A 16,181-nucleotide genomic window follows, 5' to 3' on the forward strand; every position below is an offset into this window, starting at 1 on the left:
GCCCGTACTGAACGTCAGCTGAACCGAGTAAGGCAGCTAAATGCAGTTAAGTCAACCGATGTCTGCAGCGCCAGCGCGGCCGCCCCGAACAGCCCGGCATCGCGCCCGAGGACGGCCGGTTCGACGCACAGCCGCTTGAGAAACGCCATGCCCCGGCGGCCCGCGAGCGCGCTGCGCAGCGGCCCGAACAGCACGTCCCCGGCCGCGGCCACCCCGCCGCCGATGACCACCCGGTCCACGTCGCACAGTGCGGCCGTCGTGAGCAGCCCGGTCGCGAGCGCGTCGGCCCCGCGCGCGAACGCGCGCACGGCGACGGGGTCGCCACCGCGGGCGTCCTCGGCGAGGTGCCTCGCGTCGGCTCCGGACCAGCCCTGCCCGCGCGCCCAGCGCACCATCGCCGGCCCGCTGGAGAACATCTCGACGCACCCGACCGCGCCGCAGGGACACGGCTCTCCGCGCGGATCCACGGTGATGTGCCCGATGTGGCCGGCGTTCCCGGTCGGCCCGAGATGCGGCCGCCCGTCGAGCACGAGCCCGCCGCCGATCCCGGTCGACACCACGACCCCGAGCAACGCCCCGGGCCGGTCCCCGCGCCACCACTCGCCGAGCGCCATGCACTGCGCGTCCCCGGCGAGCAGCACCGGCACCGGCGGCAACCAGGAGGCCACCGTGTCCACGATGGGAAAGTCGCGCCACGCCGGGATGTTCACCGGGCTGACGGTGCCCCGCTCCCGGTCGAGCGGCCCGGCCGACCCGATCGCCACCGCGGTGACGTCCGCGGGTCCGGCCGTGGTCACGACCCGCCGCAGCACCTCGACCGGTTCGGCCCCGGCGATCGGCTCCTCGGTGCGCGCGTGGACCACCCCGTCGGCGTCGATGACCGCCGCCGCGAACTTCGTGCCGCCCACGTCCACGGCCAGCACCCGCGTCACGGCCGTCGCTCGTTCACGCAGCGCAGGACCGGGAACGCGACGAGCGCCGCCGGGTCCAGCGCGATGTCCGCTCGCACCCGGAACACGACCGACTCGCCGGGCAGGAGGGTGACGAGCTGGTCGTCCACCGTGGCCGACGGGTGCAGGCGGTCGGGGAACAGCGCCAGATCGCGCAGGACCGTGCCCGCGGTGACGCGCACCTCCTGCCCGCCGGGGACGTCGCGCACCTGCGCGTCGAACGCGGCCGGCGGGAACGGCACCTGCGGGTCCTCGGCGAAGAAGCGCACCTCCCGGGCGTCGTCGAAGGTCGCTTCGAGCAGCTGCGCGGGCGTGCCGTCCATCCCCGACGGCACCCGCACCACCGATCGCGGCTCCACCGTCACGGCCGTGGACGTCGTGGACACCACCTCGCCGGACAGGTCGCGCAACGTCAGCGTCAGGGTCGAGGTCCACGGCGTCGCGGTGTCGTTGACGAGGGCCACGCCCTGCTCGTGGAAGGTGAGCAGGCGCGGGGCGTAGGCGCGGCGCAGGGCGTACCAGAGCGGCTTGCGCCGGCGGCCCCCGTCGACCGCGGCCCAGGAGGTCACCGGCCAGCAGTCGTTGAGCTGCCAGACGATCGTGCCCATGCAGTAGGGCATCAGCGCCCGGAACCGGCGCACCCCGAACGCCATGGCGCGGGCCTGGTTGAGCTGGGTCCAGTAGTGCCAGTCGTCGAACGTGGACGGTTGCGGCAGGTGCGCGCCGAGTCCACTGAGGAGCTTCGCGTTGCCGTCGGTGGCCTTCTGATGGTGGCGCACGCCGGGCGAGTCCGGGGCGAGCGGTTCGTCGCTGACCGCCGCGCGCAGCGTCGCGTACGTCGGCGGCCCCTGGAACCCGAACTCGGCCACGAACCGCGGCGTGTAGTCGGCGTAGTGGGTCCAGTCCTTGGAGCCCCAGACCGTCCAGATGTGGATGGTCCCGGTCGACGGATCGTGCACGTCGCGGTCGGGCGCGCCCGAGTACGGGGAGCCCGGCCAGTACGGGCGGGCCGGGTCGAGCTCCGCCACCAGCCGCGGCAGCAGGTCGTAGTAGAAGCCGGCGCCCCAGCTGCGGCCGTCGAGCTCGCCGGGCCAGCCCCAGTGCTGATGGCCCTCGATGTTCTCGTTGTTGCCGCACCACAGCACGAGGCTCGGGTGCCCCATGAGCCGGCCGATGTTGTCGCGCGCCTCGGCCTCGACCTCGGCGGTGAACGGCTCCTCCTCCGGGTACGCCGCGCAGGCGAACGGGAAGTCCTGCCACACGAGCAGTCCGAGCTCGTCGGCGAGGGCGTAGAAGCCGTCGGACTCGTACACCCCGCCGCCCCACACGCGCAGCAGGTTCGCCCCCGCGTCGACCGCCTGCCCGAACCGCTCGGCCAGCTCGGACGCCCCGGTGCGCGCCGGGAACGTGTCGTCCGGGATCCAGTTGAACCCGCGCACGAACACCGGTTCACCGTTGACCACCAGCCGGAACGCGTCCGGTTCGAGCTCGACGCTGCGCAGCCCGACCCGGCTGGTGTGCACGTCCTCGGCCGCGGTGACCGTGAGCGGGTACAGATGCTGCTCGCCGTGTCCGCGCGGCCACCACAGCCGCGCATCGGGCACGTCGACCCGCAGCGTCGTCTCGGTCTGGCCCGGCGCGAGCTTGCCCTCGACGCGCACGTCACCGATGGCCGCGCCGACCTCGACGGCGGCACTGTCCCCGGCGTGCTCCCCGGCGTGCTCGACGACCACGGTGACGTCGGCGCCGTCGCGGCGGACGCTCGGGCGCACCTCGGCGATGCGCGTGCCCGACCACGAGTGCAGCCCGATCGGGCGCCAGATGCCGGCGGTGACCAGCGTCGGGCCCCAGTCCCAGCCGAAGTTGCAGGCCATCTTGCGGATGAACGCGTACGGCTCGTCGTACGGGCCCGGGCGCGCGCCGAGCAGGGTCGCCTGGGTCTCCGCGTACTCGTAGGGTGCGGTGAAGTCGATCACGAGGTCGTTCGCGCCCTCGCGCAGGTGCGGGGTCACGTCGAACCGGTAGCGCCGGTGCATGTTGCGCGTCTCGCCGACCCGGTGCCCGTTCAGCGTGATCGCGGCGATCGTGTCCAGGCCGTCGCAGACCAGGTCGATGCGCTCGAAGCCCTCGGCCCGCCATTCGAAGCCGGTTTTGTACCGCCAGTGCGTCCGCCCGATCCACGCGAGCCCGTGCTCGTTGTCGTCGAGGTACGGGTCGTCGATCAAGCCGGCGGCGAGCAGGTCGGTGTGCACGCAGCCCGGCACGGTGGCCGCGACGTCCTGCAGGTCGACGTCCCCGGTGGTCGAGACGGTCCAGCCTTCGTGCAGCGAGCGGTACATCGGCGACCCCTGTTATCGTCCTTGTGAACCGAGTAAGCGCGCTCAACGTAGCCAGGCCCCTCCCGCCTGTCAATGCCGGTCCGAACCGCGCCGGCGCGCGTGGCGGGCTCGGCCTCGGGTAGCGACAAGGACGGCGGTTGCGGCTAGCATCGCCTGAACCCGAGAAACCGCCTGAACCGCAAAACCGCCTGAACCGAGAAAGACCCGGGATCGCCGAGGGAGCAGAGGTGAAGCGACCGACCATCGCCGACATCGCCCGCGAGGCCGGCGTGTCGAAGGGCGCGGTGTCGTACGCGCTGAACGGCCGCCCGGGCGTCTCCCCCGCCACGCGGGAGCGCATCCTCGAGGTGGCCGGCCGGCTGAACTTCCACGCCGACAGCAACGCCCGCGCGCTCGCCGGGGCGCAGGCGCGGGTCGTGGGGCTGACGCTGCAACGCCCGCCGAGCACCCTGGGCGTCGAGCCGTTCTTCATGGAGCTGATCAGCGGCCTCGAACTGGAGCTCTCCCGCCAGTCGTACGCGCTGCTGCTGCAGATGGCCGCCGGCCGCGACGAGGAGCTGGCGTTCTACCGCCGCTGGCACAGCGAGGCCCGTGTCGACGGCGTGCTGGTCTGCGACGTGCGCACCGGCGACCCCCGCGTCGCCGCACTGGAGGAGCTCGGGCTGCCCGCGATCGTCATCGGGCCGCCGGACGCGAGCGGCGCACTGCCGAGCGTCTGGTCCGACGACGCGCAGTCGATGGTCGAGGCGGTGGAGTACCTGGCCGCGCTGGGCCACCGCCGCATCGCCCGGGTCGGCGGGATCGCGGAGTTCGCGCACACCGCGATCCGCACGGCCGCCTTCACCGAGGTCTGCACCCGGCTGGGCCTGCGCGAGACGGTCACCGTCGCGGCCGACTACACCGGCGAGTCGGGCGCGCGGGCCACCCGGCGGCTGCTCATCGGAACGGACCGGCCGACGGCGATCATCTACGACAACGACATCATGGCCGTCGCGGGACTGACGGTCGCCCACGAGCTCGGCGTGCCGGTGCCGTCCCAGCTGTCGATCATCGCCTGGGACGACTCGCCCGTCTGCCGGCTCCTGCACCCGCCGCTCACCGCCCTGACCAGGGACATCGGCGCGTACGGCGTGCGCGCCGCGCACCTGCTGCTCGCCGCCATCGCCGGTACGCCGGTCCACAGCACCCACGGGGAACCCGCCCACCTCAGCCCCAGAGGAAGCACCGCCCGCCTGAACCCGACCGCCTGACACCCCTATTTCCATAACCGCGAGCCCGTTCGGCCAGGAAAGGCCGGCGGGCCCGAAGCCGTGTCCGAATAGCGGTATTTGTCGGATTATAACGGTTCGGTCAAGGGTCTTTACCAGCGCGGCGAAGCGATGCCATTCTGCGTCCGCTTCACTAAAACGCTTTAGGCCCGAATGGAGCACACCCCATGAACAGACGAGCGTGCACCGCCATGGTCGCCGCCATACTCGCCACCACCGCCCTCACGGCGGCCGCGTGCGGCGGCTCGAGCAAGTCCGGCACGTCGGACGAGGCGCTGTCCCCCGCCGACGCCGCCGCGGTCTCCGGCGACATCACCGTGCTGACCAACCGCACCGACCTGGTCACCGACGGGACGATGCAGAAGTACGCCGACCAGTTCAAGCAGCTCTATCCGAAGGTGAACGTCAAGTTCGAGGGCGTCACCGACTACGAGGGCGAAGTCAAGATCCGCATGAACACCGAGAACTACGGTGACGTCCTGCTGATCCCGAACACGGTGTCGACCGAGGACTACCCGAAGTACTTCGCGAGCCTGGGCAGCGCGACCGACGTCGCCGCCAAGTACAGCTTCACGGACAAGGCGAAGGTGGCCGACAAGGTCTACGGCGTGGCCGGCTTCGCCTACGTCAACGGGTTCGTCTACAACAAGGACGTCTGGAACCAGGCCGGCGTCACCAAGTGGCCGACCACGCCCGAGGAGTTCGTGGCCGACCTGCAGCAGATCAAGAGCAAGACCAGCGCGACGCCGTACTACACCAACTACCACGACGGCTGGCCGCTGAGCTCCTGGTCCAGCGTGATCGGCTCGGTCAGCTGCGACCCGAAGGCGAACGACAAGCTGCCCACCACCGACCCCTGGGCGGCCGGCAGCGACTTCAACACCGCCGACACCCTGCTCTACGACATCGTGAAGAACAAGCTCTCCGAGGCCGACCCGACCACCACGAACTGGGAGGACTCGAAGGGCGCGATCGCCACCGGCAAGATCGCGACGATGTGGCTCGGCTCGTGGGCCATCGTGCAGATGCAGGACGCGGCGAAGAAGGCCGGCAAGGACCCCAACTCCATCGGGTACATGCCGTTCCCGAAGCAGGTCGGCGGCAAGTTCTGCTCCGTCGTGGCCCCGGACTACCAGTACGCGATCAACAGCCACTCGAAGAACAAGGCGGCCGCCCGCGCCTGGTTCGACTGGTTCATCGACAAGTCCGACGCGGCCGCGGTCAACCAGGCCGTCTCCGCGGTGAAGGGCGCCCCGCTGCCGCCCGCGCTCAAGCCGTTCACCGACGCGGGCGTGCAGTTCATCGAGCTGTCCCAGGCCGAGTCGGCCAAGCTCACGAAGATCGACAATGCCTCCGAGGTCGGGATCAGCAAGCCCGACTACCGGCAGAAGATCGTCGACACCGCCCGCGGCGCCGCCCCCGGCGACCTCAAGGGCATCTTCGCCGACCTGACCAAGCGCTGGATGGAAGCGGCCAAGACCGTCGGCTGATCCAGAGGCGGGCCGGTGGCACGCCGGCCCGCCCCTCCAGCGAAAGGAAACCCGTGCGAAGGTTCATGCCCTGGATCTACCTGCTCCCGGCCCTGGCCCTGCTCGTCGCGTTCACCTACATCCCCGTCGGCAGCATGGTCGGCTACAGCTTCACGGACTGGGACGGCCTGAGCGACGACCCGGCGTTCGTCGGCGCCGAGAACTACGTGGAGCTGTTCACCCGCCCCGAACTGTTCCAGGTGTTCTTCGTCAGCCTGTACTACCTGGCGGCCGCGGCCGTGCAGATCGCGCTCGCCCTGTACTTCGCGTTCATCCTGAGCTTCAAGCTGCGGCTGCGGAACCTGTTCAAGGGAATCCTGTTCTTCCCGTACCTGATCAACGGGGTCGCGGTGTCGTTCGTGTTCCTGTACTTCTTCCGCCCGCACGGCACCCTCGACTCGGTCCTGGCGATGTTCGGCGGGCACCCGGACAAGCTCTGGCTGGGCGACCCGGACCTGGTCAACTGGTCGCTGTCCGGGGTGTCGGTGTGGCGGTTCACCGGCCTGACGTTCGTGCTGTTCCTGGGCGCGATCCAGTCGATACCGGGCGAGCTGTACGAGGCGGCCGAGCTCGACGGCGCGAGCCGCTGGCAGATCTTCCGGCACATCGTGGCGCCCGGCATCCGCCCGATCATCAGCCTCAGCGTGATCCTGGCCGTGTCCGGGTCGCTGTCGGTGTTCGAGATCCCGTTCGTGATGACCGGCGGCGCGGGCGAGAGCAAGACCTTCGTGATCCAGACCATCAAGCTCGCGTTCCAGTTCAACAAGACCGGGCTCGCCTCGGCCGCGGCGGTCGTGCTGCTCGTCATCGTGCTGCTGATCACCTGGTTGCAGCGGCGGCTCGTACCGGATGAAAGGACCGACCTGACGTGAAGCTCGGCGGACTGCTGCGGTACACCAGCCTCGTCATCGCGTCCATCGTGGTGCTGCTGCCGCTGGTGACCGTGTTCCTGACCTCGCTCAAGACGCCCGAGGAGATGGCGACCGGCGACACCCTGGCCCTGCCGCACGACTGGCTGAACTTCGCCAACTACGCCACCGCGTTCACCAACGGCCGGATGCTCACCGGCTTCGCCAACACCGCGCTGATCCTGCTGGTCTCCGTCGTCGGTACCGTGCTGGCCGGCACCCTCGCCGCCTACGCGCTGGACCGGTTCCACTTCCGGTTCAAGCGCCTGGTCGTCGGGGCGTTCCTGGTCGCCACCCTGGTGCCCGGGGTCACCACCCAGGTGGCGACGTTCCGGGTGATCGACACGCTGGGGCTGTTCGACTCGCGGTGGGCGCCGATCCTGCTGTACATGGGGACGGACATCGTGGCGATCTACATCTTCATGCAGTTCATGCGCGGCATCCCGATCTCGCTCGACGAGGCCGCCCGCCTCGACGGCGCCTCCACGTTCAAGATCTACCGGTCGGTCATCCTGCCGCTGCTCAAGCCCGCGATCGCCACGGTCGTCATCATCAAGGGCATCTTCGTGTACAACGACTTCTACATCCCGTTCCTGTACATGCCCTCGGAGGGGCTGGGGACGATCTCCACGTCGCTGTTCCGCTTCAAGGGCCCGTTCGGCGCGCACTGGGAGACGATCTCGGCGGGCGCGGTCCTCGTCATCCTGCCCACCCTTATCCTGTTCCTGCTGCTCCAGCGCTTCATCTACAACGGCTTCACCAGCGGAGCGACGAAGTGAACCCGCGGAGCACCACGTGACGGCGCAAGGACAACCGTGAAACGCCCCACCATCAGCGACATCGCCGAGGCCGCCGGCGTCTCCATCGGCGCGGTCTCGTTCGCCCTGAACGACCGGCCCGGCGTGTCGGCCCGGACCCGCGAGCGCATCCGGGCCATCGCCGACGAGATGGGCTGGCAGCCCAGCGTGGCCGCCCGCAACCTCTCGGCGGCCCGGGCCGAGGCGATCGGCCTGGTCATCGCCCGGGACGCGGCGACGCTGGGGGTCGAGCCGTTCTACATGAAGTTCATCGCCGGGCTGGAGACCGAGCTGTCCGGGACCGGCACCGCGCTGGTGCTGCAGGTCGTCGGCGACCACGAGCGGGCGATCGAGGCCCTGCGCGGGCTGTGGGCGGCGCGGCGCATCGACGCGACCATCCTCACCGACCTGTGGGTCGACGACAGCCGGGTGGCGGCGCTGGAGAAGCTGGGCCTGCCGGGCGTGCTGGTGGGGCATCCGTCGGTACGCCCGGCCGGCTCCACCATCCCCGCCGTGTGGAGCGACGACGCGGCCGCCCTGACCGAGGCCGTCGGCTACCTGGCCGGCATCGGGCACCGGCGCATCGCCCGGGTCGGCGGTCTCGTGTCGCTTTCACACACCCACATCCGCACGGCCGCGTTCCGTTCGGCCGCGAAACGGCTCCGGTTGACCGCGGCCGAGGTGGTCGACACCGACTACACCTGGGAGGCCGGTGCCTGGGCGACCGAGCGCCTGCTGACCGCGGCCGACCCCCCGACCGCGATCATGTTCGACAACGACATCATGGCCACCGCCGGCCTGCACGTGGCCCGCAAGCTGGGCGTCGACGTCCCGGGCCGGCTCTCCATCGTGGCCGGCGACGACTCCCAGCTGTGCGAGATGGCCTACCCGGCGCTGAGCGCCCTGGCCCGCGACATCCACGCCTACGGCGCCAACACGGCCCGCATCCTGCTCGGCGGCCTGCCCGGCGACTATCAGGACGCGACCCCCCGCCTGCTGCTCCGCGACAGCATCGCCGCGCCGCCACGAAACTGAATTGGTTACGCTTCGTCCCATGGCGGTGGGGCGGCGGCCGACGATGAGCGACATCGCGCGGCGCGTCGGCGTGTCGCGGGTCGCCGTGTCGTACGCGCTCAACGGCCGTCCCGGGGTCTCCGACGACCTGCGCGAGCGGGTCCGCGAGGTGGCCGAGGAGCTCGGGTTCACCGCGCACCGGGCCGCCGTCGCGCTGCACGGGTCGGCCGCCGCCGATGTGGTCGGGCTGGCCCTGCGCCGGACCTCGGCCGCCCTGCGCAGTGAGGTGTTCCGGCGCCAGTTCATCGCCGGGTTGCAGATGGAGTTGTACGCCCGCAGCTTCGGCCTCGCGCTGCAGTTCGTCGAGAACGTCGACGAGGAGATCGCCATCTACCGCCGCTGGCACGCCGAGCGCCGGGTCGACGGCGTGGTCCTGTGTGACCTGCGGCTGGACGATCCGCGGCTGAAGGCGGTACAAGAGCTGGCTCTTCCGGCAGTCGTGGCGGGGGGCTCCGGCGAGCTGCCGGGCGTGGCCAACCTGTCCACCGACGAGCACGCGGGCGCGGCCAAGGTGGCGGGGCTGCTCGCCGCGCTCGGGCACCGCCGCGTCGCCCGGGTGAGCGGCCCGGCCGACCTGGCCCACACGGCGGCCCGCACGGCGGCGCTGGCGACGGTGCTGCCCGGCGTGCAGACCGTGCCGGCCGACTACACCGGCGAGGCGGCCGCGCAGGCGACCCGGCGCATCCTCGCGGGGCGCGACCGGCCGACCGCGATCGTCTACGACAACGATCTCATGGCCCTCGCCGGCCTCGGCGTGGCGGCCGAGATGCACGTCCCCGTGCCCGGCCAGGTGTCGATCCTGGCCTGGGAGGACTCCCCGCTGTGCCAGCTCGTGCACCCGGCCCTGACCGTGCTGCAGCGCAACATCACCGACTACGGCATGCGCACCGCCCGGCTGCTGTTCGAGCTGCTCGACGACCGCCCGGCGCGCAGCGTCCGCTACGGCAACGCCGCCCTCGTCGTCCGCGACAGCACCGGCCCCGCCCCGGCCTGACCCACGCCCTGTTCGCCTGACGTGCTGCCGCCAGTCGGATGGTGTGCGGTGTTGAGGGGGTGTGGGTGGAGCGAAGCTCCCCCACTGCTGTTCAGGACATCGCACGGTGGTCAACGGTGCCCGAGAGACCGTCCGTTGCCTAGCGCGACGTCCAGCCGCCGTCGATGAGCATCACCTCGCCGGTGATGAGGGAGGCGGCCGGGGAGACCAGGAACAGCACCGCGCCCGCGACCTCCATCGGCTCGCCCAGGCGGTGCAGGGCGGCGATCCGCTCCAGGACCTCGGCGCGGTTGGCCGGGTCGGCCAGGTAGTCGGCGTTACCGGGAGTCTCCACGAACGTCGGGGCGACCGCGTTGACCGTGATGCCGTGCGGGCCCCACTCGATGGCCAGGCAGCGGGTCAGGTGGGCGATGGCGGCCTTGGTCATGCAGTACACCGCCTCGCCCGGCAACGCGACCGCGCCGGCCTGCGAGCCGAGGTTGACGATCCGGCCGTACCCCTGCCGGATCATCACCCGGCCGGCCGCCTGGCTGGCGAAGAACGTGCCCTTGAGGTTCACCGCCAGGGTCAGGTCGAAGTCGGCCTCGGTGACGTGCTCGGCCGGGTTGCCGGGGGCGATGCCGGCGTTGTTGACCAGGATGTCGAGCCGGCCGAAGCGGTCCACCACGGCGTCGACGGCGGCGCTGATCTGCTCGGGGCTCGTCATGTCCATCTGCAGCGGCAGGACCCGCCGGCCCAGCGCCTCGATCTCGGCGGTCAGGCCGGCGTCGGCGGACGCGTCGCGCAGGCCGATGGCCACGTCGGCGCCGGCGTTGGCCAGGGTCAGGGCGATGGCCCGGCCGATGCCGCGGGCGGCGCCGGTGACGAGGGCGGTCCGGCCCGGGATCTCGAAACTGGGAAAGTCGGTCATCCGGCCAGCGTAGAGCCCTTGCTCGTTTCAGCATGTATTGACATCGATGCGGAAGGAGTCCTAGTGTCGTCCGCACTTACTCGGTTCAGCAGAACTGAAAGGAGTACCAGTGCGCAAGGCCATCGCCGCCGCGGCGATCCTGCTCGCCGCGATCGTCGGCACCCCCGCCCCCGCCCAGGCCTTCCCCGCATCCACCCGCTCGGCGTTGGTGTCGTACCTGTCCGGCATCTCCGGGCAGTACACGATCACCGGGCAGCACAACCGCGAGCCCAACTCCGACCCGACCAAGTGGACCCGGGTCGCCCAGGGCATCACCGGCCAGACGCCGGGGCTCTGGGGCGGTGACTTCCTGTTCGCGAGCTCGGACGTCAACGCCCGCCAGACGATGGTGTCCGAGGCCATCCGCCAGTGGCAGGGCGGCTCGCTCGTCGCGCTGACCTGGCACATGTGCCCGCCCACGGTGGGCTCGACCTGCGGCTGGGACAGCAGCGGCGTGCTCAGCCACCTCTCCGACAGCCAGTGGAGCCAGCTCGTCACCGACGGCTCGGCGCTCAACACGGCGTTCAAGAACCGGCTCAACGAGGCCGTGCCGTACCTGCGCCAGCTGCAGAACGCCGGCGTGCCGGTGCTGTTCCGCCCGGTGCACGAGATGAACGAGGGCTGGTCGTGGTGGGGCGGGCGCCCCGGTGCGAACGGCAGCCGCAAGCTGTTCCAGATCGTCCACGACTACTACGCCGGCCAGGGGCTGTCCAACCTCGTGTACGTGTGGAACGTCAAGGACGTCAACATGGGCTCGCTGGCCGACTACTGGCCCGGCGCGTCCTATGTGGACGTCGCCTCGCTCGACGTGTGGGTGAAGCTCGCCCCGAGCGCGAGCGACTACCAGGCCATGCTGAACGTGGCCGGGGGCAAGCCGATCGCCCTGGCCGAGGTCGGGCAGGTGCCGAGCGTGGCGCTGCTCAACGCCCAGCCGCGCTGGACGTACTTCATGGTGTGGGCGGAGTACCTGCAGGACCCGGCGTACAACACGAACGCCAATGTGCAGAACACGTACTTCAACAGCCGCGTGCTGGTGCGCGGCGAGTTCACCGTGCCCGGCGGCGGCACCACCCCCGGCGGCGGGACCGGCCCGGTCAAGGGGCTCGCCGGCAAGTGCCTCGACGTCGCCGCGTCGGGCACGGCCAACGGGACGAAGATCCAGCTGTACACCTGCAACGGCACCGGCGCCCAGAACTGGACGGTGGGCTCCGACGGCACGGTCCGCGCCCTCGGCAAGTGCCTGGACGTGGCCGGCGGCACCAACGCCGACGGCACCAAGGTGCAGCTGTGGGACTGCGTCGGCAACGGCCACCAGCAGTGGAGCCGGGCCGGGCAGACGCTCGTCAATCCCGAGACCGGCAAGTGCCTGGACGTGACGGGGCAGAACAGCGCTGACGGTACCCAGATCCAGATCTGGACCTGCAACGGCCAGACCAACCAGAACTGGACCCTGCCGAGCTAGGCCGGCGGTTCAGGCGAACGAGGGGGCGCCCGGGGCCACGAGCTCCAGCCCGGCCGCGGGGGCCGGGCGTCCCAGCAGGAAGCCCTGGACCCGGTCGCAGCCGAGGTCGCGCAGCAGCGCCGCGTGCTCCTCGGTCTCCACGCCCTCGGCCACGGTGACGAGGCCGAGGCTGCGGGCCAGGTCCACGATCGCCCGCACGAGCGCGGTCTGCCCGGCCACGTCGTCGCGGCTGTGCGGCAGGAACGAGCGGTCGATCTTCAGCACGTCGATGGGCAGGTCGCGCAGGTAGGCCAGGGACGAGTACCCGGTGCCGAAGTCGTCGATGGCGACCCGCACCCCGATCGCGCGCAGGGCCGTGAGGTGCGCGATCGTCTGCTCGGCCTGCGGCCCGGCGCCGACCAGCACGCCCTCGGTGATCTCGATGGTGAGCGCGTCGCCCGGCAGGCCCGAGGCGGCCAGCGCGGCGTGCACCCGGGCCACGAAGTCCGGCTCGGCCAGCTGCCGCGGGGAGACGTTCACGCTCACGCCGACGCCGGTGTCCGGATACCAGCCGGCCGCGTCCAGACAGGCCCGGTTGAGCACCCAGTCGCCGAGCGCCACGATGAGCCCGCTGGCCTCGGCCGCCGGGATGAACCGGTCGGGGCCGATCGGCGCGGAGCCGGGCGGGCACCAGCGCACGAGGGCCTCCACGCCAACGGTACGGTCCCCGTCGAGCGCGACGATCGGCTGGTACCACACCGCCAGCTCGTCCGCGGCCAGGGCGGCCCGCAGCCGCTCGGCGGTCTTGCTGCGCTGCAGCTGCTGGTCGCGCAGCTCCTCGTCGAAGCCGATGACCCGGTCCTTGCCGGCCGCCTTGGCCGCGTACAGGGCCACGTCGGCGTCGGCGAGCACCGTGGTGGCGCTGTACTTCGCGGTGAAGGCGCGGGCCCCGGCGGTACCGGAGACGAACAGCTCGACGCCGCCGACCTCGACCGGGCGGCGCAACTCGGCCAGCAGCCGCGACCCGCGGGCCAGCAGCTCCGGCTCGGCCACCCGCGGGCACAGCAGCGCGAACTCGTCGCCGCCCAGCCGGGCCAGGGTGTCGCCCGGGCTCAGCAGGCTCTCCAGCCGGCGGGCGACCTCGACCAGCAGGGCGTCGCCGGTCGGGTGGCCGAAGCGGTCGTTGACGTCCTTGAAGCCGTCGAGGTCGAACACGATCAGGCCGCCGCCGTCGCCGCCGGCCAGCAGCTCGGTGAGCCGGTCGTCGAGCAGCCGCCGGTTGGGCAGGCCGGTCAGGGCGTCGTGCAGCGCGTGGTGGCGCAGCAGGGCCTGCATCTGGGACTGCTGGTGCAGCGCGGCCCGCAGGTCGTGGGCCCGGCGCCGCTCGACCCGCCCGGCGTGGCCGAGCCGGACGACGAGCAGCACGGCGGACAGGGCGGTCGGCACCAGCGGCACCGCCACGTCGGCCACCTCCAGCCCGTGCCCGCCGAGCTCGTGCAGCAGCGACCAGCCGGTGGCCAGCGGGCCGATGAGCACGACGGCGGCGTACACCACCGTGCCCCACCGCCCCGAGGACGGCCGGGCGTCGGCCGGGGGCTGCGCGGCCGTCGGGTGCAGCACGGACGCGGCCATGAACACGTAGCTCGCGGCCCACCCGGCCGACGTGATGCCGGACCCGGCCCAGGCGCCGCCGAGCGAGGCCGAGACGAAGTACAGCACGTCGGAGGTGAGCAGGCAGGCGGCCCCGGCCAGCAGCAGCAGGTGGGTGGCGCGCAGCGTGCCGGAGGCGACCACCATCCGCACCGCCGTGCCCAGGATGAGCAGGTCCAGCGCCGGGAACAGGGCGATGCTCAGATCGATCGCGTGCGCGGGCTGGTCGCGGACGAAGGGGTCGTACAGCAGCACCCAGGTGACGACGACGGCGGTGCACAGCGCCACCCCGGCCTCGGTGAACCCGGCGAGGGCGGAGCCGTAGCGGCGCACGATCGGCTGGCCGAGCATGCCGGCGGCGATCAGGGGGTACATCGCGAAGTACGTCGCGTCGATCCAGGCGATCCCGGCCCCGGTGCCGCCGAGCGCGATGGCGACCGCCCACGAGAAGTTCGCGACCGCGGCGCAGCCCATCGCGGCGGTCATGCACCACCAGGCGCGCCGGCGCGCGACCCGGCCGGCCCGCAGCCGCCGCACGATCACCACGATGGCGACGATCCCGCCGAGGGCGTAGACCAGCTGCCGGGCGAACGAGGGCAGCTGGGGAGCCAGCACGGCGGCGGGCAACCCGCCGACGATGAACCAGATCCACGCCCGCATGCCATTACTGTCCCGGGCCGCGGGTGCAACGCCGTTGCTCAGATGGTGCCGATCGTGTACGCCACCTCGTCGACGATCTCGCGGGCCAGATAGCCCGTGCGGCCGTAGCGCGGTGCGAGGCGCTGACCGGCGACGGCATGCGCGTACGTGGCCCAGCACGCGGCCTGGGCCGGCTCGCAGCCGCGGGCCAGCAGCCCGGCGACCAGCCCGGCCAGGACGTCGCCGCTGCCGGACGTGCCGAGGCCGGCGGCGCCGCTCTCCTCCCGCCACACGTGCCCCTCGGGGTCGGCGACGTGCCCGTGCAGGGTCACCGCCGCGCCGTAGCGCGCCGCGAGGGAGGCGGCCTCGACGGCCAGGTCGTCGCCGAGGTCCCGGCCCAGTAGGTGCTCGGCCTCGGTCCGGTTCGGGGTCAGCACCGCGCCGCCCTTGGCCGTGCCGAGCACCTCCGGCCGCCGGCTGAGGGCGCCCAGGGCGTAGGCGTCGAGGACGAGGGCGGTGCCGGGGCCGGTGGCGGGCAGTACCAGATCCAGGATCTTCTGGGTTTCGTCGATGTTGTCCAGGCCCGGGCCGAGCGCGACCGCGTCGGCCCCGGCCGCCAGCTCGAGCAGCGCGCGCGGCAGGTCGGCCGAGACGCTGCCCTCGGCCGTCTCGGGCAGCCCCAGCACCTTCGCCTCCGGCACCGCGATGCTCAGCGCCGTCGCTGTGCTCTCGGTCACCGCCAGCTGCAGCCGCCCGGCCCCGGCCCGCAGCGCGGCGAGCCCGGCCAGCAGCACCCCGCCGGGCGTGTAGCGCGAGCCGCCGACGACCAGGACGGTCCCGCGGTCGTGCTTGTCGTCGCCGGTCGCGGAAGGCAGCGGCCAGTCCCGCAACAGGTGCGGGGTGATGATGTCAATCGGCACCGACGGCCTCCTGCTGCGTGGTCTCCTCGCGCTCCAGATGCTCGACCGCGTTGAACAGTTCCGGGCGGAGGATCCCGCCCTCGTTGACCCAGCTGCTGACCGAGCAGTTGGCCAGCGCGGTGGCCCGGGACAGGCTCAGCAGCGCCTCCTCGTCGAGGCCTTCGACGAGGTACCGCACGAGCAGCACGATCGCCTCGTGCCCGACCAGCAGCACGCGCCCGCCGGGATGGTCGGCCCGCACGTCGCGCATCAGGCTGCGCAGCCGCAACAGCACGTCGGACCAGGACTCGCCGCCGGGCGGGCGGTGGTACAGCTTGCCGAGCCGGGCGCGCCGGGCCGCCTCCTGCGGAAAGCGCGCGGCCACGCCCCGCTGGGTCAGCAGGTCGAGCACGCCGAGCTCCCGGTCGCGCAGCCGCTCGTCGTAGCGGACCGGGATGCCGGTCCCGCCGAGCGCGAGCGCCGCCGTCTGCCGGGTGCGCAGGTACGGCGACACGACCGCGAACTCGGGCCGCTCCCCCGCCGGCAGTTGCCCGATCCAGCGCGCGACCGCCTCGGCCTGCTCCCGGCCGAGCTCCGTCAGCGGCACGTCGGCGTCGCGCTCGGCGAGGTCGATGACCTCCAGCCCGCCGCGCTCGGCCTCCTCCGCCCGCACGTTGCCGACGCTCTGCCCGTGCCGCACCACACCCAGCCAGCCCAGTTCCGCCATGAGCGTCTGCGTACCCA

General features: G+C 72.0%; 13 protein-coding genes. 7 read left to right on the top strand and 6 right to left on the bottom strand.

The features are described 5' to 3' along the window. Positions 1-14: 14 nt before the first annotated feature. Positions 15-932 (bottom strand): ROK family protein, encoded by a 918-nt coding sequence (locus tag ACQP00_RS33745; RefSeq protein ID WP_433203216.1) that lies wholly within the window; start codon positions 930-932, stop codon positions 15-17. Next, positions 929-3,289: a glycosyl hydrolase 2 galactose-binding domain-containing protein gene (locus ACQP00_RS33750; RefSeq protein ID WP_433203219.1), complete on the bottom strand. Its 2,361-nt coding sequence runs from the start codon at positions 3,287-3,289 to the stop codon at positions 929-931. The genes ACQP00_RS33745 and ACQP00_RS33750 overlap by 4 nt, the downstream gene beginning before the upstream one ends. Before the next feature lie 227 nt (positions 3,290-3,516). Between ACQP00_RS33750 and ACQP00_RS33755 the strand changes: the two genes are divergently transcribed. The 6 genes from ACQP00_RS33755 (at position 3,517) to ACQP00_RS33780 (ending at position 9,859) form a co-directional block, all read left to right on the top strand. Next, positions 3,517-4,539, top strand: coding sequence for a LacI family DNA-binding transcriptional regulator (locus tag ACQP00_RS33755; protein ID WP_433203222.1), 1,023 nt, complete (start codon positions 3,517-3,519; stop codon positions 4,537-4,539). Between the two features lie 185 nt (positions 4,540-4,724). Further along, the gene (locus tag ACQP00_RS33760) at positions 4,725-6,047 is read left to right on the top strand and encodes an ABC transporter substrate-binding protein (protein ID WP_433203225.1); all 1,323 of its coding nucleotides are present in this window, start codon (positions 4,725-4,727) and stop codon (positions 6,045-6,047) included. Between the two features lie 53 nt (positions 6,048-6,100). Further along, positions 6,101-6,958 carry a carbohydrate ABC transporter permease gene (locus tag ACQP00_RS33765; protein WP_433203228.1) on the top strand — a complete coding sequence of 286 codons (858 nt, stop codon included), beginning with the start codon at positions 6,101-6,103 and terminating at the stop codon, positions 6,956-6,958. After that, positions 6,955-7,773, top strand: a complete 819-nt coding sequence (locus ACQP00_RS33770) for a carbohydrate ABC transporter permease (RefSeq protein ID WP_433203231.1) — start codon at positions 6,955-6,957, stop codon at positions 7,771-7,773. Before ACQP00_RS33765 ends, ACQP00_RS33770 begins: the two co-directional genes overlap by 4 nt. 36 nt (positions 7,774-7,809) lie before the next feature. Next, positions 7,810-8,826, top strand: a complete 1,017-nt coding sequence (locus ACQP00_RS33775; RefSeq protein WP_433203234.1) for a LacI family DNA-binding transcriptional regulator — start codon at positions 7,810-7,812, stop codon at positions 8,824-8,826. 19 nt (positions 8,827-8,845) lie between these two features. Then, complete coding sequence (locus tag ACQP00_RS33780) at positions 8,846-9,859, top strand: LacI family DNA-binding transcriptional regulator (RefSeq protein WP_433203237.1); 1,014 nt, start codon at positions 8,846-8,848, stop codon at positions 9,857-9,859. Between the two features lie 139 nt (positions 9,860-9,998). Here the strand turns inward: ACQP00_RS33780 and ACQP00_RS33785 are convergent, their stop codons facing one another. Continuing rightward, complete coding sequence (locus ACQP00_RS33785) at positions 9,999-10,769, bottom strand: SDR family NAD(P)-dependent oxidoreductase (protein ID WP_433203240.1); 771 nt, start codon at positions 10,767-10,769, stop codon at positions 9,999-10,001. A gap of 109 nt (positions 10,770-10,878) precedes the next feature. On the opposite strand from ACQP00_RS33785, the gene ACQP00_RS33790 reads away from it, so the two are divergent. After that, a complete protein-coding gene (locus tag ACQP00_RS33790) occupies positions 10,879-12,270 on the top strand; it encodes a glycosyl hydrolase (RefSeq protein WP_433203243.1) in 1,392 nt (463 codons plus the stop codon). 9 nt (positions 12,271-12,279) lie between these two features. Here the strand turns inward: ACQP00_RS33790 and ACQP00_RS33795 are convergent, their stop codons facing one another. Genes ACQP00_RS33795 through ACQP00_RS33805 form a run of 3 tightly spaced genes read right to left on the bottom strand, consistent with a single transcriptional unit; the run spans position 12,280 to position 16,164 of the window. Next, positions 12,280-14,559, bottom strand: coding sequence for a putative bifunctional diguanylate cyclase/phosphodiesterase (locus ACQP00_RS33795; protein WP_433203246.1), 2,280 nt, complete (start codon positions 14,557-14,559; stop codon positions 12,280-12,282). A gap of 38 nt (positions 14,560-14,597) precedes the next feature. Then, entirely contained in the window at positions 14,598-15,458 is an 861-nt protein-coding gene (locus tag ACQP00_RS33800) for an NAD(P)H-hydrate dehydratase (RefSeq protein ID WP_433203249.1), read from the bottom strand. Beyond that, complete coding sequence (locus ACQP00_RS33805; RefSeq protein ID WP_433203252.1) at positions 15,448-16,164, bottom strand: histidine phosphatase family protein; 717 nt, start codon at positions 16,162-16,164, stop codon at positions 15,448-15,450. Before ACQP00_RS33805 ends, ACQP00_RS33800 begins: the two co-directional genes overlap by 11 nt. Positions 16,165-16,181: the final 17 nt, after the last annotated feature.

The organism is Dactylosporangium sp. CS-047395, from assembly GCF_050942185.1.
Classification (GTDB): Bacteria; Actinomycetota; Actinomycetes; order Mycobacteriales; family Micromonosporaceae; genus Dactylosporangium.